The 21,994-nt window shown below is 66.3% G+C and carries 20 protein-coding genes and 2 rRNA genes; 17 read left to right on the forward strand and 5 right to left on the reverse strand.

Translation table 11 applies throughout. The features are described from left to right. The first annotated feature begins 7 nt into the window (after positions 1 to 7). Positions 8 to 122 (forward strand): 5S ribosomal RNA (rrf, locus tag AC1DCU_RS16260). A gap of 132 nt (positions 123 to 254) precedes the next feature. Beyond that, positions 255 to 369, forward strand: a 5S ribosomal RNA gene (rrf, locus tag AC1DCU_RS16265). A 215-nt stretch (positions 370 to 584) separates the two neighbouring features. Here the strand turns inward: rrf (AC1DCU_RS16265) and AC1DCU_RS16270 are convergent. Together AC1DCU_RS16270 and AC1DCU_RS16275 are read right to left on the reverse strand one after the other, a co-directional pair. Further along, the gene (locus AC1DCU_RS16270) at positions 585 to 2,300 is read right to left on the reverse strand and encodes a M28 family metallopeptidase (protein ID WP_442251948.1); all 1,716 of its coding nucleotides are present in this window, start codon (positions 2,298 to 2,300) and stop codon (positions 585 to 587) included. 78 nt (positions 2,301 to 2,378) lie between these two features. Continuing rightward, on the reverse strand, positions 2,379 to 3,041 hold the full coding sequence (locus AC1DCU_RS16275; RefSeq protein WP_032975637.1) for a DUF4097 family beta strand repeat-containing protein: 663 nt from the start codon (positions 3,039 to 3,041) through the stop codon (positions 2,379 to 2,381). A 169-nt stretch (positions 3,042 to 3,210) separates the two neighbouring features. Here AC1DCU_RS16275 and AC1DCU_RS16280 point away from each other — a divergent pair, with 169 nt between their 5' ends. Continuing rightward, positions 3,211 to 4,440, forward strand: a complete 1,230-nt coding sequence (locus tag AC1DCU_RS16280; protein WP_223483365.1) for a murein hydrolase activator EnvC family protein — start codon at positions 3,211 to 3,213, stop codon at positions 4,438 to 4,440. A 107-nt stretch (positions 4,441 to 4,547) separates the two neighbouring features. After that, complete coding sequence (locus tag AC1DCU_RS16285; RefSeq protein WP_282279292.1) at positions 4,548 to 6,053, forward strand: S41 family peptidase; 1,506 nt, start codon at positions 4,548 to 4,550, stop codon at positions 6,051 to 6,053. A gap of 86 nt (positions 6,054 to 6,139) precedes the next feature. Here AC1DCU_RS16285 and AC1DCU_RS16290 read toward each other — a convergent pair whose 3' ends face one another. After that, on the reverse strand, positions 6,140 to 6,832 hold the full coding sequence (locus tag AC1DCU_RS16290; RefSeq protein ID WP_025878304.1) for a rhomboid family intramembrane serine protease: 693 nt from the start codon (positions 6,830 to 6,832) through the stop codon (positions 6,140 to 6,142). A 226-nt stretch (positions 6,833 to 7,058) separates the two neighbouring features. Between AC1DCU_RS16290 and AC1DCU_RS16295 the strand changes: the two genes are divergently transcribed. From AC1DCU_RS16295 to AC1DCU_RS16310, 4 genes are all read left to right on the forward strand, one after another. Next, positions 7,059 to 8,486 carry an outer membrane protein transport protein gene (locus AC1DCU_RS16295; protein ID WP_025878303.1) on the forward strand — a complete coding sequence of 476 codons (1,428 nt, stop codon included), beginning with the start codon at positions 7,059 to 7,061 and terminating at the stop codon, positions 8,484 to 8,486. A 109-nt stretch (positions 8,487 to 8,595) separates the two neighbouring features. After that, a complete protein-coding gene (locus AC1DCU_RS16300) occupies positions 8,596 to 9,036 on the forward strand; it encodes a hypothetical protein (RefSeq protein ID WP_051501537.1) in 441 nt (146 codons plus the stop codon). Between the two features lie 71 nt (positions 9,037 to 9,107). Continuing rightward, entirely contained in the window at positions 9,108 to 9,716 is a 609-nt protein-coding gene (pnuC, locus tag AC1DCU_RS16305) for a nicotinamide riboside transporter PnuC (RefSeq protein WP_025878300.1), read from the forward strand. Further along, positions 9,703 to 10,773 carry an AAA family ATPase gene (locus AC1DCU_RS16310; protein ID WP_032975635.1) on the forward strand — a complete coding sequence of 357 codons (1,071 nt, stop codon included), beginning with the start codon at positions 9,703 to 9,705 and terminating at the stop codon, positions 10,771 to 10,773. The genes pnuC and AC1DCU_RS16310 overlap by 14 nt, the downstream gene beginning before the upstream one ends. Before the next feature lie 88 nt (positions 10,774 to 10,861). Here AC1DCU_RS16310 and putA read toward each other — a convergent pair whose 3' ends face one another. Next, a complete protein-coding gene (putA, locus tag AC1DCU_RS16315; RefSeq protein ID WP_032975634.1) occupies positions 10,862 to 14,080 on the reverse strand; it encodes a bifunctional proline dehydrogenase/L-glutamate gamma-semialdehyde dehydrogenase PutA in 3,219 nt (1,072 codons plus the stop codon). 273 nt (positions 14,081 to 14,353) lie between these two features. Between putA and AC1DCU_RS16320 the strand changes: the two genes are divergently transcribed. From AC1DCU_RS16320 to AC1DCU_RS16345, 6 genes are all read left to right on the forward strand, one after another. Further along, complete coding sequence (locus AC1DCU_RS16320; protein WP_025878297.1) at positions 14,354 to 14,830, forward strand: DUF2244 domain-containing protein; 477 nt, start codon at positions 14,354 to 14,356, stop codon at positions 14,828 to 14,830. Positions 14,831 to 14,841: 11 nt separating this feature from the next. Beyond that, positions 14,842 to 15,798 (forward strand): cytochrome c oxidase subunit II, encoded by a 957-nt coding sequence (gene coxB, locus AC1DCU_RS16325; RefSeq protein ID WP_032975633.1) that lies wholly within the window; start codon positions 14,842 to 14,844, stop codon positions 15,796 to 15,798. Between the two features lie 61 nt (positions 15,799 to 15,859). After that, positions 15,860 to 17,467, forward strand: a complete 1,608-nt coding sequence (ctaD, locus tag AC1DCU_RS16330) for a cytochrome c oxidase subunit I (RefSeq protein WP_025878294.1) — start codon at positions 15,860 to 15,862, stop codon at positions 17,465 to 17,467. Between the two features lie 8 nt (positions 17,468 to 17,475). Beyond that, entirely contained in the window at positions 17,476 to 17,673 is a 198-nt protein-coding gene (locus AC1DCU_RS16335) for a hypothetical protein (protein WP_032975632.1), read from the forward strand. Continuing rightward, the gene (locus AC1DCU_RS16340; protein ID WP_025878292.1) at positions 17,670 to 18,260 is read left to right on the forward strand and encodes a cytochrome c oxidase assembly protein; all 591 of its coding nucleotides are present in this window, start codon (positions 17,670 to 17,672) and stop codon (positions 18,258 to 18,260) included. The genes AC1DCU_RS16335 and AC1DCU_RS16340 overlap by 4 nt, the downstream gene beginning before the upstream one ends. Positions 18,261 to 18,274: 14 nt before the next feature. After that, positions 18,275 to 19,150 (forward strand): cytochrome c oxidase subunit 3, encoded by an 876-nt coding sequence (locus AC1DCU_RS16345; protein WP_025878291.1) that lies wholly within the window; start codon positions 18,275 to 18,277, stop codon positions 19,148 to 19,150. A gap of 53 nt (positions 19,151 to 19,203) precedes the next feature. Here AC1DCU_RS16345 and AC1DCU_RS16350 read toward each other — a convergent pair whose 3' ends face one another. Further along, positions 19,204 to 19,422: a twin transmembrane helix small protein gene (locus AC1DCU_RS16350; protein ID WP_010484233.1), complete on the reverse strand. Its 219-nt coding sequence runs from the start codon at positions 19,420 to 19,422 to the stop codon at positions 19,204 to 19,206. A gap of 57 nt (positions 19,423 to 19,479) precedes the next feature. Between AC1DCU_RS16350 and AC1DCU_RS16355 the strand changes: the two genes are divergently transcribed. From AC1DCU_RS16355 to AC1DCU_RS16365, 3 genes are read left to right on the forward strand one after another with little or no spacing between them, the layout of a single operon-like run. After that, a complete protein-coding gene (locus AC1DCU_RS16355) occupies positions 19,480 to 20,196 on the forward strand; it encodes an SURF1 family protein (protein WP_442251946.1) in 717 nt (238 codons plus the stop codon). 50 nt (positions 20,197 to 20,246) lie between these two features. Then, positions 20,247 to 20,816: a hypothetical protein gene (locus AC1DCU_RS16360; protein WP_032975628.1), complete on the forward strand. Its 570-nt coding sequence runs from the start codon at positions 20,247 to 20,249 to the stop codon at positions 20,814 to 20,816. Positions 20,817 to 20,826: 10 nt separating this feature from the next. Further along, complete coding sequence (locus tag AC1DCU_RS16365) at positions 20,827 to 21,990, forward strand: COX15/CtaA family protein (protein ID WP_025878285.1); 1,164 nt, start codon at positions 20,827 to 20,829, stop codon at positions 21,988 to 21,990. Positions 21,991 to 21,994 lie beyond the last annotated feature (4 nt).

Consider the following 21,994-nt stretch of genomic DNA (forward strand, 5'->3'; position numbering starts at 1 on the left):
CCGCCTCCCTGGTGAAATTAGCGCTATGGAACCACCCGATCCCATCCCGAACTCGGAAGTGAAACGTAGCTGCGCCGATGGTAGTGTGGCCTAAGCCATGCGAGAGTAGGTCATCGCCAGGGTTTATACCCCAAAACCCCGCTGCTCATGCAGCGGGGTTTTTTCTATTAAGTGAAGGCTCTGCTTTTTTGAGTTCCTTCCGCCCCGAGGGCAAGTACGTGAGCTGGCGCTGCAAGCGCTGCTGCAACCGTCTCCCTGGTGAAATTAGCGCTATGGAACCACCCGATCCCATCCCGAACTCGGAAGTGAAACGTAGCTGCGCCGATGGTAGTGTGGCCTAAGCCATGCGAGAGTAGGTCATCGCCAGGGTTTAYAYCCRAAAACCCCGCTGCTCAYGCAGCGGGGTTTTTCTTTGYGCGCGRGAAACYRARGGTAGTGCCGGCCGCTGGCCGGCAACCTCATGAACATCACGCGGCTGCACGTGCCAGCCGGCCAGCGGCCGGCACTACCCGCGCCCAGCACTCACGCACAAAAAAGCGGCGCCCAAGGGCGCCGCTTTCTTTGGAACTCAACGGCTGGGGGACTTACTTCGCCGCAGCGGCCGGTGCCTTGGCCTTCATCATCGTGTCGCGGGCAGCCTTGAACGGATTGCCTTCGTACCAGTTGGGCCAACGATCGCCGCCGGCCAGTTCCTTGCCGACGCCATACATCAGCTGCAGGTCCTCGACCGTGCCATCCAGCTTCCAGGTGGCCGGGTCATACTCGTCCTTCGGGCCGTGGTAACGGTTGGAACCGTAGTCGGCGGCCGCCTTGCGGCCAGCCTCGACACCGCCGTCGCGCAGGTCCTCACCGCCGTCGGCGTACAGCGCCGGCACACCCGCCTTGGCGAAGTTGAAGTGATCCGAACGGAAGTAGAAGCCGCTCTGCACCGAGGTCTCGCCGTGCAGGGTGCGATCCTGGGCTGCAGCCAGCGGCTTGAGGATGTCTTCCAGCTCCGAACTGCCGAAGCCGGTCACCGTCACGTCCTTGGCACGACCGGCCACCGACATCGCATCGATGTTGATGACACCAGCGATCTTGTCCAGCGGGAAGGTCGGGTGGGCGACGTAGTACTTCGAACCCAGCAGGCCGGATTCTTCCAGGGTCACCGCCAGGAACACCACCGAACGTTCCGGCTTCGGTTCCTGATGGGCCATCGCTTCGGCCACCTCAAGGATGCCGGCCACGCCGGTCGCGTTGTCGACGGCACCGTTGTAGATGTTGTCGCCCTGTTCGCCCTCATGCTTGCCGAGGTGGTCCCAGTGCGCCATGTACAGCACGGCCTCATCGGCACGCTTGCTGCCAGGCAGCAAGCCCACCACGTTGCGCGACTGCTTCTGCGCGACCTTGCTTTTCAGGTCCACCGAAGCGGTTGCCTTCAGCGGTACCGGCTTGAAGCCGGGCTTGCTGGCGTCCTTGTAGGCCTGGTCCAGATCCAGCCCGGCGCCGGCGAACAGGGCCTTGGCCGCGTCGGCGCTCAACCAGCCCTGTACCGGCAGGCGCGGCTCTGCATCGTCCTTGGCCGGCAGGTCGTACTGCGGGCCGGCCCAGGAGTTCTTCACCACGTCCCAGCCGTACGAAGCGCCCGCGGTGTCATGCACGATCAGCGCGGCAGCAGCTCCCTTGCGCGCAGCTTCCTCGAACTTGTAGGTCCAGCGGCCGTAGTAGGTCATGCGCTTGCCGTCGAACAGCTTTTCGTCATCGACATGGAAGCCCGGGTCGTTGACGAACATGACCACCGTCTTGCCCTTCCAGTCCTGGCCGGCGTAATCGTTCCACTTCTGCTCCGGCGCATCCACGCCGTAGCCGACGAAGACGAGGTCGCTGGCATCGACCTTCACTTCTGTCTGGCCGGTACGGGTGCCCACCACCATGTCGGTGCCGAACTTCAGTTCGCGGGTCTTGCCGCCCTGGGTGAGGGTGAGCACGGTCGATTCATCGGCCGTGGTCTCGGTCATCGGCACGTCCTGGAACCAGCTGTCGCCGTTGCCGGGCTGCAGGCCGATGCGCTGCATCTGGTCGCGGATGTAGTTGACTGTCAGTTCTTCGCCCTTGCTGCCGGGCGAACGGCCCTCGAACTCGTCAGAGGCCAGGGTCTTCACCATCTCGGCGAAGTCGGCGGCGTTGATCGCCGCTGAGAAGGTGTGCGTGGCCGGCTTGGCGGCGTTGTCGACGCTGGGCGCCGGAGCCGGGGTGTCTTCGCCTTTGCAGGCGCTGAGCGCGGCCGCGGCGGCCAGGCACAGGAGGAGTTTGCGGGGCATCATCGGTTCCTGGAAACACAAGGGACGGCCACGCAGCACGCGCGACCGGTAGCGGGGAGTATCGCCCAAGCCGCAGGCTCAGTCGGCCGGGGCGGTATCGGTATCGAAGGGGATCGGATCGGCGCCGGTGACCGGGCCGATCCGCGCACTGCGGTGGACGTACAGCACCACCTCGCGCTCGAACAGCAGGCTGCCGTTGACCACGGCATTCGGCCCGATGATGACCCGCGGCTTGCGACTGGCCGTCAGCGAGACGCTGAAGTTCGGCTTGCGCACATGCACGCCACCGCCGACCTGTGAGCCGATGCCGACGGTGATGTCGCCGTTGACGGTCTCCACGTCCTTGCGCACGCGGCTGCCGACCAGGCCGATGCCACCGTTGACGGTTTCCACGCCGCCTTCGATCTGGCTGCCCTGGTCGCTGAAGATGCTGCCGTTGACCGTGCTGACATCGCCGTGGGCCGTCACTTCGCGACCCAGGCGGATGCCGCCGTTGACGGTCTCGATGCTGCCCGTGCGCGCACGATCGGCGACCTTGACGCCGCCGTTGACGGTGTCGATGCTGCCGGTTTCCACGCCTTCGCCGACACGGATGCCACCATTGACGGTGTCCAGCTTGCCGTAGCGCTGGCCCGGATCGGCGCTGATGCTGCCGTTGACCTTGCTCACGTCTGCCTGGGCCCAGGCCGGGCCACTGGCCAGCGCAATGCCCAACAGCAGCGGAATGGAGAGAGCTTTCATGGGAACCTCGTTGTTGTGCGGCTGGCAGGCCGCGTGCGGAGATGTCACCATTCCCTGCACGTCTCCGCATCTGCCTGAAGTCACTGGAAAGCCCTTGCGCAACAACGTCTTCCCCTCACGCCGGCATCACATCGCCACCCTGCGCGGTGGACGTTGCCTGTTGCTGGGAATGGCGCTGGCCCTGGCGCTGCCATTGCCGGGTGCGGCGCAGACCTCTTCGGCCCGCGAGGCCGAACGCAAGCTGCAGAAGCTGCGCACCGAACTGAAGGGCGTGGCGCAGGAGCGCCGGCAGATCGAGGGCCAGCGCGGACAGGCGTCGCAGCAGCTGCGCGAGGCCGATGAAAAGGTGGCACGCAGTGGTCGTGCGCTGGCCCAGACCGAATCGGCGCTGCGCGAGCAGACCCAGGCGCTGGCCCAGGCCGAACAGCGGCGCAATGCACTGCAGTCCAACCTGGAAAAGCAGAATCGCGAACTGGCCGGACTGCTGCGCGCGGCCTACCAGCTTGGCAACCACGCGCCGTTGAAGCTGCTGCTTTCGCAGGACACGGTGGCCGATGCCAACCGTGCGCTGGCCTATCACCGCTACCTGCAGCGCGAGCGCGCGCAGCGCATCACCACGCTGACGGCCGACCTCAAGGAACTGGAGACGCTGCAGGCACAGATCGCCCAGCGCCAACAGCAGTTGCAGGGCACTCACCGCGACCAGAAGCAGCAGGTCGCCACGCTCGCATCGGACCGTCGCGAGCGTGCGCAGACCGTGGCTTCGCTGGAAGAGCGCTTCAAGGACAAGCGCGAGAAGGAACAGGCACTGGGCCAGGACGCCAAGGCGCTGGAAACCTTGCTGGCCAACCTGCGCGCTGCCGCGGCCCGTGCCGAGGCCGAGCGCCGTGCCGCCGCCCGCAAGGCCGCTGCGGAGAAGGCCGCTGCCGAAAAGGCCGCACGCCAGGCCAAGGCCGAAGGCCGTCCGGCACCGGCAACCAAGATCCCGCCGGCCGTGGCCTCGGCACCAGCGCCCAAGGTGGGTGGCCTGGGCTGGCCACTGTCGGGCAATCTGCTGGCCCGCTATGGCGGCAAGCTGCCGGATGGCCGTACCAGCAGTGGCGTGTTGATCGGCGCCCCCGCCGGAAGCACCGTCACCGCCGTGGCCGACGGTACCGTGGTGTTCTCCGATTGGATGACTGGCTACGGCATGATCCTGATCGTCGACCATGGCAACGGCTACATGAGCCTGTACGCCCACAACGACACCCTGCTGAAGGATGCCGGTGCGCGGGTCAGCCGTGGCGATGCAGTGGCCAAGGTCGGCAACTCCGGTGGCCAGGGCGTGACGGCGCTGTACTTCGAACTGCGCCGCGGCGGGCAACCGGTCAATCCGGACAGCTGGCTGCAGCGGCGCTGAATTCCGCCTGGCCGCAGGAGGGCGGATTCAACGGGAATTTAGCCACGCTTCGCGCATAATCGGTGCATGTGCCTTGGGCACGATGCCATCGTCGACAGGAGTGATCCATGCGCGCAGCCCGTACCGCCACCCTCTTGCTGGCTCTGTTGCCGGCCCTGTCCTGGGCACAGCAGACCGCCCCCGTCCCGTTGAAGGAAACTCCCGGGAAGGCGGCCAGCAGCGAGGAGGCGGTGACCTCGAAGGTGCCGCTGGACGACATCCGGCGCTTCGTGGCCGTCTACAACGCGGTGCGCGCGGCCTACGTCGATCCGGTCGATGACAACAAGCTGATGCAGTCGGCTGTGCGTGGCCTGCTGCTCGACCTCGATCCGCACAGCACCTACTTCAACAAGGAGGATGCCGAGGCGTTCGACGAACAGGCCAATGGCGCCTATGAAGGCATCGGCGTGGAGCTGCAGCAGCAGCCGGACAACGCCAGCATGAAGGTGATCTCGCCGATCGACGACACGCCGGCGGCCAAGGCCGGCATCCTCGCCGGCGACCTGATCATCGCCATCGATGGCAAGCCGATCAGCGCGATCGATGCCAGCGAACCGCTGCGTGGCCCGGCCGGCAGCAAGGTGGTGCTGACCATTGTCCGCGACGGCAAGCCCAAGCCCTTCGACGTCAGCCTGACCCGGCAGACGATCCGCGTGACCAGCGTGCGCAGCCGCCTGCTGGAACCGGGCTATGGCTACATCCGCCTGAGCACGTTCCAGGCCGACACCGGCTCTGATTTCCAGAAGCACCTGCAGCAGCTGCAGAAGCAGTCCGGTGGCAACCTCAAGGGGCTGGTGCTGGATCTGCGCAGCAATCCGGGTGGTCTGCTGACCGCTGCGGTGCAGGTGGCCGATGATCTGCTCGACAAGGGCAACATCGTCAGCACCCGCGGCCGCATCAGCATCAGCGATGCACGCTTCGACGCAACCCCGGGCGACCTGCTGAAGGGCGCGCCAGTGGTGGTATTGGTCGATGCCGGTTCGGCCAGTGCATCGGAAGTGCTGGCCGGCGCACTGCGCGACAACAAGCGCGCGCGCGTGATCGGCAGCCGCACCTTCGGCAAGGGGTCGGTGCAGACCGTGCTGCCGCTGGACAACGGCGATTCGGTGAAGCTGACCACGGCGCGCTACTACACACCCAGCGGTAAATCGATCCAGGCCACCGGTATCGTGCCGGAAGTGGAACTGAAGGCAGCACCGCGTCCGGAAGACGAGGCATTGCCGGCCAGCTTGAGTGACTACAGTGAAGCGACGCTGCCGGGCCACCTGCGCGGTGATGAGGAAGGCACCGAGGGCTACCACGCAGGCGCCGTGTTGCCGGGCGATGGCCCGATCAACGATGCACTGGCCGAACTGAAGAACCCGGGTTCGGTTGCGGCGCGCTTGAAGGCAGAAGCTGCGAAGGCCGAAGCGGACAGGGCAGCAAAGGCCGCCGCCAAGCCTGCACCGAAGGCGGAGCCCAAGGCTGAAGCAAAGCCGGAAGCCAAGCCCGAAGCCAAGCCCGAAGCCAAGCCCGAAGCCAAGCCCGAAGCCAAGCCCGAAGCCAAGCCTGCAGAGATCCCGGCCAAGCCTTGATTGCGTAGCGTCGAGCCATGCTCGACTGATGTGCGGACACCGCCCGAGCATGGCTCGGGCGTTTCGCAGAATGCAGCAAGCGGACGCTAGAAGCCGTGCCGCTTGCGCAGACGTCGCGCGATCGCCGCGCGCACGTACATGCCGTACACCACGCCGAACACGAAGCCCCCGATGTGCGCCCACCAGGCGACCATGCCGAAGGTCGGGCCGATGTAGGCGAACACCACCTGCAGCGCCGCCCACACACCGATCAGCAGATAGGCCGGGGCGCGCACGAACTCCAGGAACAGCCCCAGCGGGATCACCACGCCCAGGCGCGCGCCGGGGAACAGTGCCAGATAGGCACCGATCAGCGCCGACACCGCACCGCTGGCGCCGATGATGATCTGGTCCGGGCTGCCCATGGTGTAGATCGCGACCAGGTTGGAGATCGCCCCGCCCACCAGGAACAGCAGCAGCAACCGCCACGGGCCCAGCACCCGCTCGGCCGGCAGGCCGAAGATCAGCAGGAACACCAGGTTGCCCAGCAGGTGCGACCAGTCGGCGTGCAGGAACAGGGCGGTGAACAGGCGCAGCACGCTGCCGTCCTGCAGCGTTGCCCACCAGTCCAGCGGGTGGGTCAGGCCGGTGGACAGGGCGCCCCAGTCCAGCCACAGGCTTCCGCGGGCATCGTCCGGGCGCGAGATCGACCACAGGAATGCCAGCCACAGTGCCGCAAACAGCACGGGTGTAGCCCAGCGCAGGGTCGCCTTCTTGCGCGAGGGGAGGGAGACAAACATGGCACTAGCCTAGCGTGCGGGCGCTTTTGGCGGGGAAGGAGCCTGTTCAGCTTTTGCGACGAAGAATGCGCCAGCGCTGTTATTGTTTCATTAACGGCTCTGGGTAATACTCGCATACGGCGTCGTATGTCGGGAGGGGAATCCGGCGCGCTTCGAAAGGCCATCCGGCCTGTCGGGCGCAGGCGCACTTAGAGCACCATCACCGCTTACCGGAGAGAGAACTACGATGCAAACTGCTTCTACCATTGCCCGCCTGACCCTGCTGGCCGTCGGCGTTGCCGGTGCGCTGGCCGCCGCCGACGCCAATGCCGCCGCCTTCCAGCTGAAGGAAAACAGCGCCAAGGGCTTGGGCCGCGCCTTCGCTGGTTCCACCTCTGCCGAAGGCGATGCCTCGGTGGTCGCCACCAACCCGGCCTCGATGCGCCTGCTGGAAGGCACCCAGATCCAGGGTGACGTCAGCGCCATCAGCTTCGGCGCCAAGTTCCGCGGCGAAGGCCGCTATGCCAACGGCGCTCCGATTTCCGGCGGCAACGGCGGCGACGCCGGCATGATCGCTCCGGTTCCGGCCGCGTACTTCCACGTGCCGTTCGGCGAGAAGGACAACATGCACTTCGGCGTGTCGCTGACCGTGCCGTTCGGCTTCAAGACCGAATACGACCGTGACTGGGTCGGCCGCTACAACGGCGTCAAGACCGAACTGCAGGCCATCGACCTGGGTGCGGCCTTCTCCTACGACGTCAACCCGTACCTGTCGTTCGGTGCGTCGGTGTTCGCCGAGCGCCTGAATGTCGACTTGACCAGCGCCGTCGACGGCGGTACCGCCATCAACGCCAGCGCCCAGCAGCGCGCTGCCGCCGCTGCACTGGCCGCTGGCCGCACCCCGGCACAGGCCCAGGCCGCTGCCCAGGCCGCTGGCCGCCAGGCCGCACAGCTCGGCTTCTCGCCGGGTACCGCTGATGGTTACCTGCGCATCAAGGGCGACGAAGTGTCCGTCGGCTACACCCTGGGCATGACCGTCAGCCCGGTGGAAGGCACCAACATCGCCTTCAGCTACCGCTCGGAAGTCGAACACAAGATCACCGACGGCAAGGCCGACTTCACCATGACCCCGGCTGCTGCCGCGTTCCTGGCGCAGGCTGCCCCGGGCACCTTCGTTGACAGCAACGGCCGGGCGACCATCACCCTGCCGGCCAGCGCCACCGTCAGCTTCACGCACCGCGTGAACGACCAGTGGAAGATCATGGCCGACGTGTCGCGCACCGCATGGAGCAAGTTCGACGAAGTGCGCGTCGACTACGACTCCAACCAGCCCGACAGCGTGCTGCCGTTCCACTACCGCGACACCACCTTCGCTTCGATCGGTACCGAGTACCGTCTGAACGAGCAGCTGACCCTGCGTGGCGGTCTGGCCTATGACCAGACCCCGACCACCGACGCCCACCGTGACGTCCGCGTGCCGGATACCACCCGCAAGTGGCTGTCGCTGGGCCTGACCTGGGCGCCGTCGGAGAAGATGGAATACAGCGTGGGCTACACCCACCTGTTCACCAAGGATCCGAACATCAACTCGACCTCCGCTACCGCCAACAACGTTGTCGGCAAGTACAAGGTCACCGGCGACGTGCTGGCTGCGTCGATGCAGTACAAGTTCTGATTCCGGCGATTGCCTGAAGCAGTACGAAGGAGGCCCCGCGCAAGCGGGGCTTTCTTTTTTCCGGGGATCTGCATCCACGCATGGCGTGGATCTACGCGACAATGGCCTGATGGCCGATCGCCGATACCTGAAGAAGATGACCCGCTACTGGGCCGCCGAAGAGGCGAGGGCCACCGTGGCGCTGCAGGATGCGCTCGCATCGGAATGGTTCGACTACTGGCACACCCACTTGGACTGGAAGGGGCGTGGCAATCGCCATGGCAGTGATCGCACCGCCGTTGCCGCCGCGTTGCTGCGGCTACTCGAGCGCGCGGTGGCCTGCAGGCGGCAGGACACCCAGTGCTGGGTGGTGTTGGCGCCGGATAGCGGCCAGAGCGCGCTGTTCCTGCATTCGCCGAATCCGCAGGGTACGCCTTGGCCGCATCCGTTCGATGGCGTGACCTGGGATATCGAAGCACCGGATTGGCTCGCGCCTGTGATGGCGCCGCACCATCAACTGGGCCGCTGGGGTAGCGCAGAGCCCCGGCTGCTGGTGCGCGTGCGCGCTTGATTTCCATCCACGCATGGCGTGGATCTACTGGCTCAATCCCGCGGGGCGTGGATCTACGCGACAATAGCGCGATGAACCTGTCCGACCCGAATTTCCAGCTGGAGCTGGCTGCCAACATCGCCGTTGCCGGCTCGATCCTGCTGGCCGGCCGCAACAACGTGCATACGTGGTGGCTGGGCATCGTCGGCTGCGCGTTGTTCGCTGCGGTGTTCGAGCGCTCCCACCTGTACGCGGACATGGTCCTGCAGTTCTTCTTCGTGGTCATCAGCGTGTTCGGCTGGTGGCAGTGGCTGCGTGGTGACCATGGCGCGCCGTTGCCCATCACCCGCTTGCCAGCACGCGCGTGGAGCTGGCTGCTGCCGTTGGCGGTGCTGGCGACCTTCGGCTACGGCTGGATGCTGACCCGGCTGACCAACGCGTATGCGCCCTACATCGACTCGGCGGTGCTGGTGCTGAGCGTGATCGCACAGATCCTGATGATGCGGCGCAAGCTGGAATCGTGGTGGGTGTGGCTGCTGGTCAACACCATCGCGGTGCCGCTTTACTACAGCCGCGGGCTGCACCTGACCTCGATCCTGTATGTCGGTTTCTGGATCAACGCGCTGGTGGCGCTGCGTCACTGGCGGCACCTGATGCGCGCCGAAGCGGATACGGGCAGGGCGGCCGATGGCATTGCCTGAGCGGGTACCGCGCGGGTTGGTGGTCGGCAAGTTCTGCCCGCTGCACCTCGGCCACGAGCGCCTGATCGAATTTGCTTCTGCCCGCTGCATCCAGCTGCTGGTGATCGGCTGGTCGCAGCCGGGCTTTGCCGGCTACAGCGCAGAGCGCCGCGAGCGCTGGCTGCGCGCGCGCTTTCCGCAGGCGACGGTGGCGGTGCTGGATGATGCGCGGCTGGCGGCGTTGTGCAGGCAACAGGGTGTTCCCGTACGTGCGCTGCCGCAGGACAAGGACAGTGAGCAGGTGCAACGCGCGTTCACCGCATGGCTGTGCGTGGCGTTGTTTGGCGGACCGGTGCAGGCTGTTTTCACCGGTGAAGACTACGGCGATGGTTTCGCTGCAGCCCTGGCGCAGCATTTCAATGCGCCGGTGCAGCACCATCGGCTGGAGCGTTCGACCGACATCGGTCAGGCCAGTGGTACCGAACTGCGCGCCGATCCGCATGCGCATCGACAGGGCCTGAGCCGGTCGGTCTATGCCGACCATGTGCAGCGGGTGGCCTTCATCGGCGGTGAGTCCACGGGCAAGAGCACGCTGGCGCGGGTGCTGGCCGAACGCCTGGGTACGGCATGGGTGCCGGAGTTCGGGCGTACGTTGTGGGAGCAGCAGGGCGGCGAGCTGCAGGCGCAGGATCTGCTGCGTATCGCTGCGACCCAGCCGCAGCACGAGCACCAGGCCGCGCAGCATGCGCATCGCTGGTTGTTCTGCGATACCACGCCGTTGGTGACGCTGGGCTACAGCGGCTGGATGTTCGGGACTGCGCCCGAACCACTGCAGCGGGCCGCGGCGCGTGCGTACGACCTGCTGTTCCTGTGCGCCCCGGATATCCCGTTCGAGCAGGATGGAACGCGTGTGGGCGAGGAGTTCCGCATGCGCCAACACGCGTGGTATCTGCAGCAGTTGCAGGCGCGTGGAATGGCGCATGTGCTGCTGGAAGGCGACCTGGAGATGCGTATCGCGCGGGTGCTGGAGGAATTGGTGAGGCGTGCGGACAACCGGTTCAGTGTGGTGGCGGAATGAGCTGCCAGGGGCTGGCAGGCCCGCATCCGCCCAACATGAAAAAACCCCGCTTTCGCGGGGTTTTTCGTTTACTGCATGACGCCTGGGATCAGTCGCCCAGGGTCAGCAGCGAGGCATTGCCGCCGGCAGCGGTGGTGTTCACCGTCACCGTCTTTTCGGTGGCGAAGCGCAGCAGGTAGTGCGGGCCGCCGGCCTTGGGGCCGGTGCCGGACAGGCCCTGGCCGCCGAACGGCTGCACGCCGACCACCGCACCGATCTGGTTGCGGTTGACGTAGACGTTGCCGACGTGGACGCCGTTGCTGATGCGGTCGACGGTTTCGTCGATGCGCGAATGCACGCCCAGGGTCAGGCCATAGCCGGTGGCGTTGATCTGGTCGATCACCGCGTCGAGCTGGTCGCCCTTCCAGCGGATCACGTGCAGGACCGGCCCGAAGATTTCCTTCTGCAGCTGGCCCAGGTCCTTCAGTTCGTACGCACGCGGTGCGAAGAAGGTGCCGTTGGCCGCTTCGGCGGACAGTTCGGCCGCAGCGATCAGGCGCGCTTCGCGGTCCATGCGCACGGCGTGGTCCTGCAGGATCTTCAGTGCATCGGCGTCGATCACCGGGCCGACGTCGGTGGACAGCAGGCCGGGGTTGCCGACCTTCAGTTCCTTCATCGCACCGGCCAGCATGGTCATCACCTTGTCGGCGATGTCGTCCTGCACGAACAGCACGCGCGCGGCCGAGCAGCGCTGGCCGGCCGAGGTGAAGGCCGAACCGATGGCGTCCTTGACCAGCTGTTCCGGCAGTGCCGAGGAGTCGGCGATGAAGGCGTTCTGGCCGCCGGTCTCGGCGATCAGCACGCCGATGGCGGCGTCACGTGCAGCCATCGCGCGGTTGATCGCACGGGCGGTGTCGGTAGAGCCGGTGAAGGCCACGCCGGCCACGCGCGGGTCGGCGGTCAGCGCGGCGCCGACGGTGGCGCCATCGCCCGGCAGGTACTGCACCACGTCAGCCGGCACGCCGGCATCGTGCAGCAGCTTCACTGCGTAGTAGCCGATCAGGTTGGTCTGCTCGGCCGGCTTGGCGATCACGCTGTTGCCGGCGGCCAGTGCGGCAGCCACCTGGCCCAGGAAGATCGCCAGCGGGAAGTTCCACGGGCTGATGCAGACGAACACGCCGCGGCCATGCAGCTGCAGTTCGTTGGATTCGCCGGTCGGGCTGGGCAGCTTCTCGGCGTGACTGAACTGCTCGCGTGCCTGCTTGGCGTAGTAGCGCAGGAAGTCCACGGCTTCGCGTACTTCGGCGATGCCGTCGGGCAGGCTCTTGCCGGCTTCCTTCACGCACAGCGCCATGAATTCGGGCATGCGCGCTTCCAGCTGGTCAGCGGCGTGCTCGAGGATGGCGGCGCGGCTGGCGGCCGGGGTGCGGTTCCAGGCCGGCTGTGCGGCCACGGCATTGGCCAGCGCCTTCTGCACGGTGGCGGCATCGGCGGCCTGCCACTGGCCGACCACTTCACGGGTGTCGGCCGGGTTGGTCACCGGCAGCGAGGCACCGGTCGGGTTCGCGCCCGGCACCAGCGGTGCGGCCTGCCAAGGCTTCACTGCAGCGTTGAGCTGCTCGGCCAGGGCGCGCAGTTCGTTGTCGTTGGCGAGGTTGGCGCCCATGGAATTCTTCCTGTCGTGGTTCTGGCTGCGCAGCAGGTCAACCGGCAGCGGGATCTTGGGATGCGGAATCGATTCGAACGAGGACACCATCTCAACCGGATCGCGGACCAGGTCGGCGATCGGCACGCGCTCGTCGGTGATGCGGTTGACGAAGCTGGAGTTGGCGCCGTTTTCCAGCAGGCGACGCACCAGGTACGGCAGCAGGTCTTCATGCGAACCGACCGGCGCGTACACGCGGCAGGGCAGGCCAAGGCGATCGGCCGGCACTACTTCGGCGTACAGGTCATCGCCCATGCCGTGCAGCTTCTGGTGTTCGTAGACGCCACCGTTGGCGATGCTGCGCACTGCGGCGATGGTGTGCGCATTGTGCGTGGCGAACATCGGGTAGATCGCGTCGGCATGGGTAAACAGACGCTTGGCACACGCCAGGTAGGACACGTCGGTGTTCTGCTTGCGGGTGAACACCGGGTAGCCGGCATAGCCTTCGATCTGCGCGCGCTTGATCTCGGCGTCCCAGTAGGCGCCCTTGACCAGGCGCACCTGCAGGCGACGACCGGCGCGACGCGCCATGTCGGCCAGGTGGTCGATCGTGTACGGCGTACGCTTCTGGTAAGCCTGCACGACCACGCCGAAGCCATCCCAGCCGGCCAGCGAGGCATCGCCGAACACCTGCTCGATGATGTCCAGCGACAGTTCCAGGCGATCGGACTCTTCGGCGTCGACGGTGCAGCCGATGCCGTAGCTCTTGGCCAGCTGCGCCAGTTCCAGCACGCCGGGCACCAGGTCCTTCAGCACGCGCGCGCGCTTGGCGTGCTCGTAGCGCGGGTACAGCGCCGACAGCTTGATCGAGATGCCCGGTGCGTTGTTGACGTCGCCATCGGCACGGCCACCGCGCGACTTGTGGTCACCACCGATGGCGTGGATCGCACGACGGTAGTCTTCCAGGTAACGCAGGGCGTCCTTCATGGTCAGCGCGCCTTCGCCGAGCATGTCGAACGAGTAGCGGTAGCTGGCGCTGTCGCCCTTGTGCGAGCGTGCCAGCGCTTCGCCGATGGTGCGGCCCATGACGAACTGGTGGCCCATGATCTTCATTGCCTGGCGCACGGCCAGGCGTACCACCGGCTCACCGACGCGGCCGACCAGGCGCTTGAACGCGCTGGGCGCATCGGCGCGGGTGGCGTCGTTCATCTGCACCAGCTTGCCGGTCAGCATCAGGCCCCAGGTGGAGGCGTTGACCAGCACCGAGTCGCTGCCGCCCAGGTGTTTTTCCCAGTCGGCATCGGCCAGCTTGTCGCGGATCAGCTTGTCGGCGGTCTCCTGGTCCGGAATGCGCAGCAGCGCCTCGGCCACGCACATCAGCAGCACGCCTTCCTCGCTGCCCAGGTCGTACTGGCGCATGAAGGCTTCGATCGCGCCCTGGTCCTTGGCGCGCACACGCACCCGGGCGACCAGGTCGGCGGCCAGCGCCTGCACCTTGGCCTGCTCGTCGGCCGGCAGGCGCGCCTGCGCCAGCAGTTCGCGCACATGGCTGGCCTCGTCCTTCAGCCAACCATCGGTGATGGCCTGGCGGAACGGGTTGGGGGACGCCGGCAGTTCCGGCGACAGCAGCGCCGAGTGACGCGGGGCGTCACTGGCGGCAATGGGAGAGGAGGGTGCGTTCATGCCGGTCCGGCCAGTGGAAAACTTGGCGATTTTAATCATTTTTTCGACTTCAGGAAGGCCCGCGCAGCCACCTTCATGAATGCTGATAGCCCCTAGCGGTGGTGGATTCAGCGTGTTCAGCAAAGTCGGGCCGTTTTGTGCCGAATTCGTCATTCGTGCCGCTGGGCCCATGCTGTATTGCAGCATCGGAAAAAGTGTGAATGCACCCTTGCTACCGGCGAGAGGGCAGGGCTACCATCGAGACGTTTCCCGCGGCAGGAACGCGGTTGCGACATGATCGAGGTGCTTACAGCTCCGGATGGGTCAGGTACGCAGCTGCGACTGCGTCCCCCACGGGCGCTCGATGCCCGGCAGTTCGTCCTGTTGTTTGCTGTGTTGTCGGGAGTGATGTGGCTGGTGTCCGCCTTCGGGTGGGTGGCCGGCAATGCATTCGCCCCCCTGTTCGCGCTGCTGTACAGCCTGTTGCTGGCAGCTGCGTTGCGCGCGTTGTGGCGCAGTGGTGAACGGCAGGAGGAAATCCGGGTAGTGCCGGCGTGCGTGGAGGTCATCCCCGTGCCCGGTGGATCGCCGGTGTTCCGGGCTCATCCGCACTGGGTGCGCCTGCTCACCGACGACCAGAGGGTCCGGCTGGCATCCAGCGGCCGGCAGGTGGAGGTGGGGAGTTTCCTCGCGCCGGCCGAACGTCAAACGCTTGTTGAAACGCTTGAAGATTTGCTCGCCGCCAGCGATGGCGGCAACCGACGACGCTAAGGGTCTAGGCAATGAAGCAAAGCAGAGGGTGGGGCACGAAGTGCGTTGCAATGGCCGCCGCGATGGGGGCCCTGCTGTCGATGACGGGGACGGTGCTGGCCCAGGCGGCCGATCCAAAGCCGTGGCAGTTGAACATGGGCAAGGGGGTGACCCAGACCTCGCGCCTGGCCTGGGAATCGAACAACCTTTCGCTGATCGTCTGTACGGTGATCGGCGTGATCGTGTTCGGCGCGATGGCCTACGCGATGTTCAAGTTCCGCAAGTCCAAGGGTGCGGTCGCTGCCACCTTCAGCCACAACACCAAGGCCGAAGTCATCTGGACGGTGATCCCGGTGATCATCCTGGTGGTGATGGCGTGGCCGGCCACGGCCAACCTGATCAAGATGTACGACACCCGCGATGCCGAGATGACGGTCAAGGTCACCGGCTACCAGTGGATGTGGAAGTACGAGTACCTGGGCGAGAACGTGACCTTCACCAGCCGCCTGGACCGCGAGTCCGACCGCATGCGGCAGAGTGGCAAGGTGCCGACCCGCGAGAGCCATCCGCACTACCTGCTGGATGTCGACAACCGGCTGGTACTGCCGGTGGACACCAAGGTGCGCTTCGTCATCACCTCCGACGATGTGATCCACGCCTGGTGGGTGCCGGCGCTGGGCTGGAAGCAGGACGCCATTCCCGGCTTCATCAACGAAGCCTGGACCAGCATCGAGCAGCCCGGTGTCTACCGCGGCCAGTGCGCGGAGCTGTGCGGCAAGGACCATGGCTTCATGCCGATCGTGGTCGAGGCGGTGTCCAAGGAAGAATTCAAGCAGTGGCTGGCGCAGCGCAAACCCGCGCCTGCACCGGCAGCCCCTGCCGCGCCTGCCGAACCCACTGCACCTGCCAGTGAAACGCCGGCGCAGCCGGCGGCACCGGCAGCCGCCGAGGCCGGCAACACGCCTGCGGCGGCGGCCAGCGGAGCCTGATGTAACTGCCCGCGGCCGTATCGCGGCTGCGGCGACAACCGATCCTGAGAGGTGTTTTGCAATGGCGCACTCGGCAGTTGGGCACGACGATCACCATCACCCGCAGAGCTTCTTCGAGCGTTGGTTCTTCTCGACCAACCACAAGGACATCGGCACGCTGTACCTGGGTTTCAGCTTCATCATGTTCGTCATCGGCGCGTTCATGAGCGTGCTGATCCGGCTGGAACTGGCCCAGCCCGGCATCCAGTACATCCGTCCGGAAATCTTCAACCAGCTGACCACCGTACACGCGCTGGTGATGATCTTCGGCGGGGTGATGCCGGCCTTCGTCGGCCTGGCCAACTGGATGATCCCACTGCAGATCGGCGCGCCGGACATGGCGCTGCCGCGCATGAACAACTGGTCGTTCTGGCTGCTGCCGGTGGCCTTCAGCCTGCTGCTGCTGACCTTCCTGCTGCCCGGTGGCGCGCCGGCCGGTGGCTGGACGCTGTACCCGCCGCTGTCGCTGCAGGGCGGCTACAACGTGGCGTTCACCGTGTTCGCCATCCACGTGGCCGGCATCAGTTCGATCATGGGCGCGATCAACATCATCGCCACGGTGCTGAACATGCGCGCGCCCGGCATCGACCTGCTGAAGATGCCGATCTTCTGCTGGGCCTGGCTGATCACCGCGTTCCTGCTGATCGCGGTGATGCCGGTGCTGGCCGGTGCGGTGACGATGCTGCTGACCGACAAATTCTTCGGCACCAGCTTCTTCAATGCGGCCGGTGGTGGCGACCCGGTGATGTTCCAGCACATCTTCTGGTTCTTCGGCCATCCCGAGGTCTACATCATGATCCTGCCCGCCTTCGGCGTGGTCAGCGAGATCATCCCGACCTTCAGCCGCAAGCCGCTGTTCGGCTACCAGGCGATGGTCTACGCCACAGCGGCGATCGCGTTCCTGTCGTTCATCGTCTGGGCCCACCACATGTTCACCGTGGGCATGCCGCTGGGCGGTGAGATCTACTTCATGTTCGCCACCATGCTGATCTCGATCCCGACCGGGGTGAAGGTGTTCAACTGGGTCAGCACGATGTGGCGCGGCTCGCTCACGTTCGAAGCCCCCATGCTGTGGTCGGTGGCGTTCGTCATCCTGTTCACCATCGGTGGGTTCTCCGGCCTGATGCTGGCGATCGTGGCCGCCGACTTCCAGTATCACGACACCTACTTCGTGGTCGCCCACTTCCACTACGTGCTGGTGACCGGCGCGGTGTTCGCGCTGATCGCGGCGGTGTACTACTGGTGGCCGAAGTGGACCGGGCGCATGTACAGCGAGAAGTGGGCCAAGGTGCACTTCTGGTGGTCGATCGTGTTCGTCAACCTGCTGTTCTTCCCGCAGCATTTCCTGGGCCTGGCCGGCATGCCGCGCCGCATCCCCGATTACTCGGTGGCGTTCGCCGACTGGAACCTGATCAGCTCGATCGGTGCGTTCGGCATGTTCGCCACGCCGTTCATGATGGCTGCGATCCTGCTGTCCTCGCTGCGCAATGGCGAGAAGGCCGAGGCCCGCTCCTGGGAAGGCGCGCGCGGTCTGGAGTGGACGCTGCCGTCGCCGGCACCGGCGCACACCTTCACCACGCCGCCGACCATCCGCCCGGGCGACCTGGCCCACGACGATATCGGTCATTGAGGTGATGCATGCATAACGAGAGCCCGATCACCCCGGCCAGAGCCGAGCCACGCCTGGCCGCAAGCGCATCGCCAAGCCAGCGGCCGGGCACCGCGCCGCTTTATGCGGAGCAGCGCCAGCGTGCCAGGCGCACCGCGCTGTGGGTGGGCGCGATCGCCGTGCTGGTGTACGTCGGCTTCATCCTCAGCGGCGTGATCGGTCGATGAGCGAAACACCGGCCACCGCTCCGTCACGCAGCGCCGGCCTGCCGCGCCTGATCGGCGTTGCGGTGGTGGTGTTCCTGCTGACGTTCTCGCTGGTACCGCTGTATCGCATCGCCTGCGAGAAGGTATTCGGCGTGCGCCTGGAACGTGGCCCGGGCAGCGAAGCCAGTACCGGTGCTGCCACCGGCAAGCGCACCGTGCGGGTGGAATTCGATGGCGGGGTCAATTCGCGGCTGCCGTGGTCGTTCCATCCCGAACAGCTGACCATGGATGTGGTGCCCGGCGAGCTCAACGAGGCGCTGTACTTCGCCCGCAACGACAGCCAGCAGGCCGTGGTCGGCAGCGCGGTGCCGTCGGTGGCGCCGGCACGCGCGTCGGGATTCTTCAGCAAGACCGAATGCTTCTGCTTCACCGCGCAGACCCTGCAGGCCGGCGAAAAGCGTGACATGCCGGTGCGCTTCATCGTCGATCCGGACCTGCCGCCGGAAATCCGCACGATCACCTTGTCCTACACCTTCTACCGCAACGATGCGTTGTCCGATCGGCTGGCGCCCGCCGCCACGTCGGAAGGCGCCCATGCTGCTCCCTGACCCGGATACCGACCATGGCCCAGACACCTACCGACGCCAACGTGTACTTCGTCCCGGCCCAGAGCAAGTGGCCGTTCGTCGGTTCCATCGCGATGATGGTGACCATGGTCGGCGTGGCCAGTTGGCTCAATGACGCCAGCTGGGGCCGCTGGACGTTCTACATCGGCGTGGCGATGCTGGTGCTGACCCTGTTCTGGTGGTTCAGCGATGTGGTGCGCGAGTCGCAGGCCGGCAACTACAACCGGCAGGTGGATGGTTCGTTCCGGATGGGGATGGTCTGGTTCATCTTCTCCGAAGTGATGTTCTTCGGTGCCTTCTTCGGTGCGCTGTTCTACACCCGCCACCTCGGCCTGTCGTGGTTGAGCGGCGAAGGGCGCGGGGTGATGACCAACGAGCTGCTGTGGCAGGGCTACTCGGCCGGCTGGCCGACCAATGGCCCGGCAGCGATCGGTGGCGCGTTCCAGACGATCCCGGCCTGGGGCCTGCCGCTGATCAATACGCTGATCCTGCTGACCTCGGGCGTGACCCTGACCATCGCCCACCATGCGCTGAAGGCGGGCAACCGCCGCCAGCTGTTGATCTGGCTGGGCCTGACCGTGCTGCTCGGCCTTGGCTTCCTGACCCTGCAGGCCGAGGAGTACATCCACGCCTACAAGGAATTGAACCTGACGCTCGGCTCGGGCATCTACGGTTCGACCTTCTTCATGCTGACCGGCTTCCACGGCGCACACGTGCTGCTGGGAACGATCATGCTGATCGTGATGTGGCTGCGGTCGGCGAAGGGACACTTCACCCGCGACAACCATTTCGGCTTTGAAGCGGCCGCGTGGTACTGGCACTTCGTCGACGTGGTGTGGCTGATGCTGTTCCTGTTCGTCTACGTGCTTTGACCGCGCAGGCGTCGGCAGCGTCAGCCGCCGGCGCTGCCTGGCCTGATGGGGCGTCAGCCGCCGATGCCGTGCGGTTTGATCCAGCCCATGTAGATGCTCACGATCACCAGTACGATCAACGCCACCGACACTCCGATGCGGCGGGTCAGTGCATTGACCGTGCGCTTGGTCTGGCCGCGGTCCACCAGCAGGTAATACAGGCCGGCGCCCAGATTCCAGACGATGACGATCAGAAACGCGATTACCAGCAGGGTCTTCAGCGAATCACTCATGCGCGGCTCGAGGGCAGGGTGGATGTGCCTATCTGACCGCGTTTGCGCGGACTTGTCATGATGCGCCAGCACACGCGCCTGATCGGCTGGCTGATGGCGTTGCTGGCGATGGCCGGATTCACCGCGCTGGGGCTGTGGCAGCTGCAGCGGATGCAGGCCAAGCAGGTGTTGCTGGATGCACAGGGGCCAGCCGTGGCGCAGGCGCTGCCGTTGGCGCAGGCGCTGGCGGCGCAGGGCGCGCTGCATGGCGTGGCCGATCACGGTCGCTTCCTGCCGGGCGTGGTGCTGCTGGACAACCAGACCCGCCACGGCCGCGCCGGAGTGAAGATCTATCGTCCGTTCCGCAGCGATGCGGGCAGCGTGTTGCTGGTGGACCTTGGCTGGCGCGCGCTGCCGCCGGACCGCAGGTTGCCGGTGGTGCCGGCACCGCCGTCGCCGGTGGCCGTGCGAGGCCTGTTGGCGCCGCCCCCTTCGTCCGGGCTGGCGCTGGGGCCGGCGTTCACTACCACCGATGTTGCAGGGCGCTGGCTGGCCAGTCGCCTTCCCGCCGATGGCCTGGCTGCGGCACTGGGCCTGCCATCGTTGCCCGAGCGCGTGCTGCGGCTGGACCCGGCGCTGCCGTTCGGCGATGAGCGCGATCTCGACCTGCTCCCGAACACGCTGCCGCCGCAGCGCCACCTGGGTTACGCCGTGCAGTGGTTCGGGCTGGCGCTGACCGTGCTGGTGGTGGCGCTGGTACTGGAATGGCGCAGAAGACGGCCCGTTGCCCGGTAGTGCCGGCCGCTGGCCGGCATCCCTTTCCCAACCATGAGAAAATGCCCTGCATGAACACTGCTACCTCCCCGCAGGCGCGCGGCAACGGCCGCCGGACCCTGGTGCTGCTGTTCGCCGTTTTCTTCGGGGCGATGGCGCTGGCCGCCCTCCTGCGTTTCTCCGGATGGCAGCCGACCGCACATCGCAACAGCGGGCAATTGCTGAAGCCGCCGGTGGATCTGCGCCAGCAACCGCCGACGCTGGCCAATGGCGCGGCCTACCCCTGGAACCCCGAGGCGCGCACATGGCGCCTGCTGGTGGCCCCGGCCGGAGCCTGCGACGCGCAGTGCGTCACTTTGTCGCAGGGACTGGGCAAGGTGTGGCAGCTGTTCGGCCATAACGCCGATAATGTCGAGATCCTGTGGCTGGGAACGCCACCGGCGTCGATCGCCTCGCTGCCCGCGCTGCGGCCGCTGGCCCCGTCGCCAGCCCTGCGCGCGGCGCTGCCTGGCGTCGATGATCCGGCGGGTCTGCCGGTCTACGTGATCGATCCGAACGGCTTCGTGATCATGCGTCATGCCCCCGGGAGCGATCTCGGCGGTCTGCGCAAGGACATGGCCACGTTGCTGAAACTGAAGTGAGTCCCGTTTGATGAGCCTTTCCGCGCGTCCGGCGCTGCACCGCAATTTCCACCGCCTGGCGTGGTTCGCCATGATCATGACCGCGAGCACGATCATGTTCGGTGCCTTCGTGCGCCTGTCCGATGCCGGCCTGAGCTGCCCGGACTGGCCGACCTGCTATGGGCAGGCAACCTGGCCGCAGCACGTGGAAGAGACCATTGGCCACCCGGCAGCGGAGATCCGTCCGCTGGAAACACACAAGGCCTGGCGTGAGCAGGTGCACCGCTTCCTGGCCGGCGCGCTCGGCATCGAGATCCTGACCCTGGCCCTGCTGGCCACGCGCAAGCGGCGTTTCGGAAGCACGGCGGTGGTCACCGCCTGCGTGCTGGTGGCCGCGGGCATACCGCTGTACATGATGGGCTGGCATGGAACCGCCAGCGCACTGGCGCTGGTCGGCGAGGCCATCCTGCTGATCGCGGCGCTGCGCTGGAGCAACATCGACCTGGCGCGCGCTGCGCTGCTGACGTTGGCGGTGGTGATCTTCCAGGCGCTGCTGGGCATGTGGACGGTGACCCTGCTGCTCAAGCCGATCGTGGTGATGGGTCATCTGCTGGGCGGCATGCTGATGTTCGGCCTGCTGGTGTGGATGGCCTGGCGTGCCACGCACATGCCGATCACCCTGGCTGAGGCGCCGAAGCTGAAGTGGCTGCTGCGCATTGGCGTGGCGGTGCTGGTCACCCAGATCGCGCTGGGTGGCTGGGTCAGCGCCAACTACGCGGCGCTGGCGTGCGGCGGCGGCAGCGCCTCGCTGGACAACTTCCCGCGCTGTGCCAACCAGTGGTGGCCGCAGCACAACTTCGCCGAGGGCTTCACCCTGTGGCGCGGTATCGGTGTGGACTACGAAGGCGGCGTGCTCGACGGTGCCTCGCGCATCGCCATCCAGATGGCCCATCGCCTGTTTGCCATCGTCGTTGCCGTTTACCTGCTGTGGCTGGGCCTGCGCCTGTTCCGGCTGCCGAGCATGCGCGGCTGGGCTTCGGCCCTGGTCGCGCTGCTGGTGCTGCAGGTCACCCTCGGCATCCTCAACGTGAAGCTGGCGCTGCCGCTGGAAGTGGCAGTGGCGCACAACGGCGTTGCCGTTGCCCTGTTGTTTGTATTGGTCAGCCTGCTGGCCCGCCTGCGTGCCCCGGACTGATCCC

It is taken from the genome of Stenotrophomonas sp. 10L48 (genome assembly GCF_056395105.1).

Excerpts from the sequence above, each read along its gene's own strand:
- pnuC (WP_025878300.1), top strand. The coding sequence starts at position 9,108 with ATGAACCTGTCCGACCCGAATTTCCAGCTGGAGCTGGCTGCCAACATC.
- AC1DCU_RS16340 (WP_025878292.1), top strand. The coding sequence starts at position 17,670 with ATGAGCGAAACACCGGCCACCGCTCCGTCACGCAGCGCCGGCCTGCCG.
- AC1DCU_RS16285 (WP_282279292.1), top strand. The coding sequence starts at position 4,548 with ATGCGCGCAGCCCGTACCGCCACCCTCTTGCTGGCTCTGTTGCCGGCC.
- AC1DCU_RS16365 (WP_025878285.1), top strand. The coding sequence starts at position 20,827 with ATGAGCCTTTCCGCGCGTCCGGCGCTGCACCGCAATTTCCACCGCCTG.
- AC1DCU_RS16310 (WP_032975635.1), top strand. The coding sequence starts at position 9,703 with ATGGCATTGCCTGAGCGGGTACCGCGCGGGTTGGTGGTCGGCAAGTTC.
- AC1DCU_RS16360 (WP_032975628.1), top strand. The coding sequence starts at position 20,247 with ATGAACACTGCTACCTCCCCGCAGGCGCGCGGCAACGGCCGCCGGACC.
- ctaD (WP_025878294.1), top strand. The coding sequence starts at position 15,860 with ATGGCGCACTCGGCAGTTGGGCACGACGATCACCATCACCCGCAGAGC.
- AC1DCU_RS16270 (WP_442251948.1), bottom strand. The coding sequence starts at position 2,300 with ATGCCCCGCAAACTCCTCCTGTGCCTGGCCGCCGCGGCCGCGCTCAGC.
- AC1DCU_RS16290 (WP_025878304.1), bottom strand. The coding sequence starts at position 6,832 with ATGTTTGTCTCCCTCCCCTCGCGCAAGAAGGCGACCCTGCGCTGGGCT.
- AC1DCU_RS16280 (WP_223483365.1), top strand. The coding sequence starts at position 3,211 with ATGGCGCTGGCCCTGGCGCTGCCATTGCCGGGTGCGGCGCAGACCTCT.
- AC1DCU_RS16275 (WP_032975637.1), bottom strand. The coding sequence starts at position 3,041 with ATGAAAGCTCTCTCCATTCCGCTGCTGTTGGGCATTGCGCTGGCCAGT.
- AC1DCU_RS16350 (WP_010484233.1), bottom strand. The coding sequence starts at position 19,422 with ATGAGTGATTCGCTGAAGACCCTGCTGGTAATCGCGTTTCTGATCGTC.
- AC1DCU_RS16345 (WP_025878291.1), top strand. The coding sequence starts at position 18,275 with ATGGCCCAGACACCTACCGACGCCAACGTGTACTTCGTCCCGGCCCAG.
- AC1DCU_RS16320 (WP_025878297.1), top strand. The coding sequence starts at position 14,354 with ATGATCGAGGTGCTTACAGCTCCGGATGGGTCAGGTACGCAGCTGCGA.
- AC1DCU_RS16335 (WP_032975632.1), top strand. The coding sequence starts at position 17,476 with ATGCATAACGAGAGCCCGATCACCCCGGCCAGAGCCGAGCCACGCCTG.
- AC1DCU_RS16355 (WP_442251946.1), top strand. The coding sequence starts at position 19,480 with ATGATGCGCCAGCACACGCGCCTGATCGGCTGGCTGATGGCGTTGCTG.
- AC1DCU_RS16300 (WP_051501537.1), top strand. The coding sequence starts at position 8,596 with ATGGCCGATCGCCGATACCTGAAGAAGATGACCCGCTACTGGGCCGCC.
- putA (WP_032975634.1), bottom strand. The coding sequence starts at position 14,080 with ATGAACGCACCCTCCTCTCCCATTGCCGCCAGTGACGCCCCGCGTCAC.
- coxB (WP_032975633.1), top strand. The coding sequence starts at position 14,842 with ATGAAGCAAAGCAGAGGGTGGGGCACGAAGTGCGTTGCAATGGCCGCC.
- AC1DCU_RS16295 (WP_025878303.1), top strand. The coding sequence starts at position 7,059 with ATGCAAACTGCTTCTACCATTGCCCGCCTGACCCTGCTGGCCGTCGGC.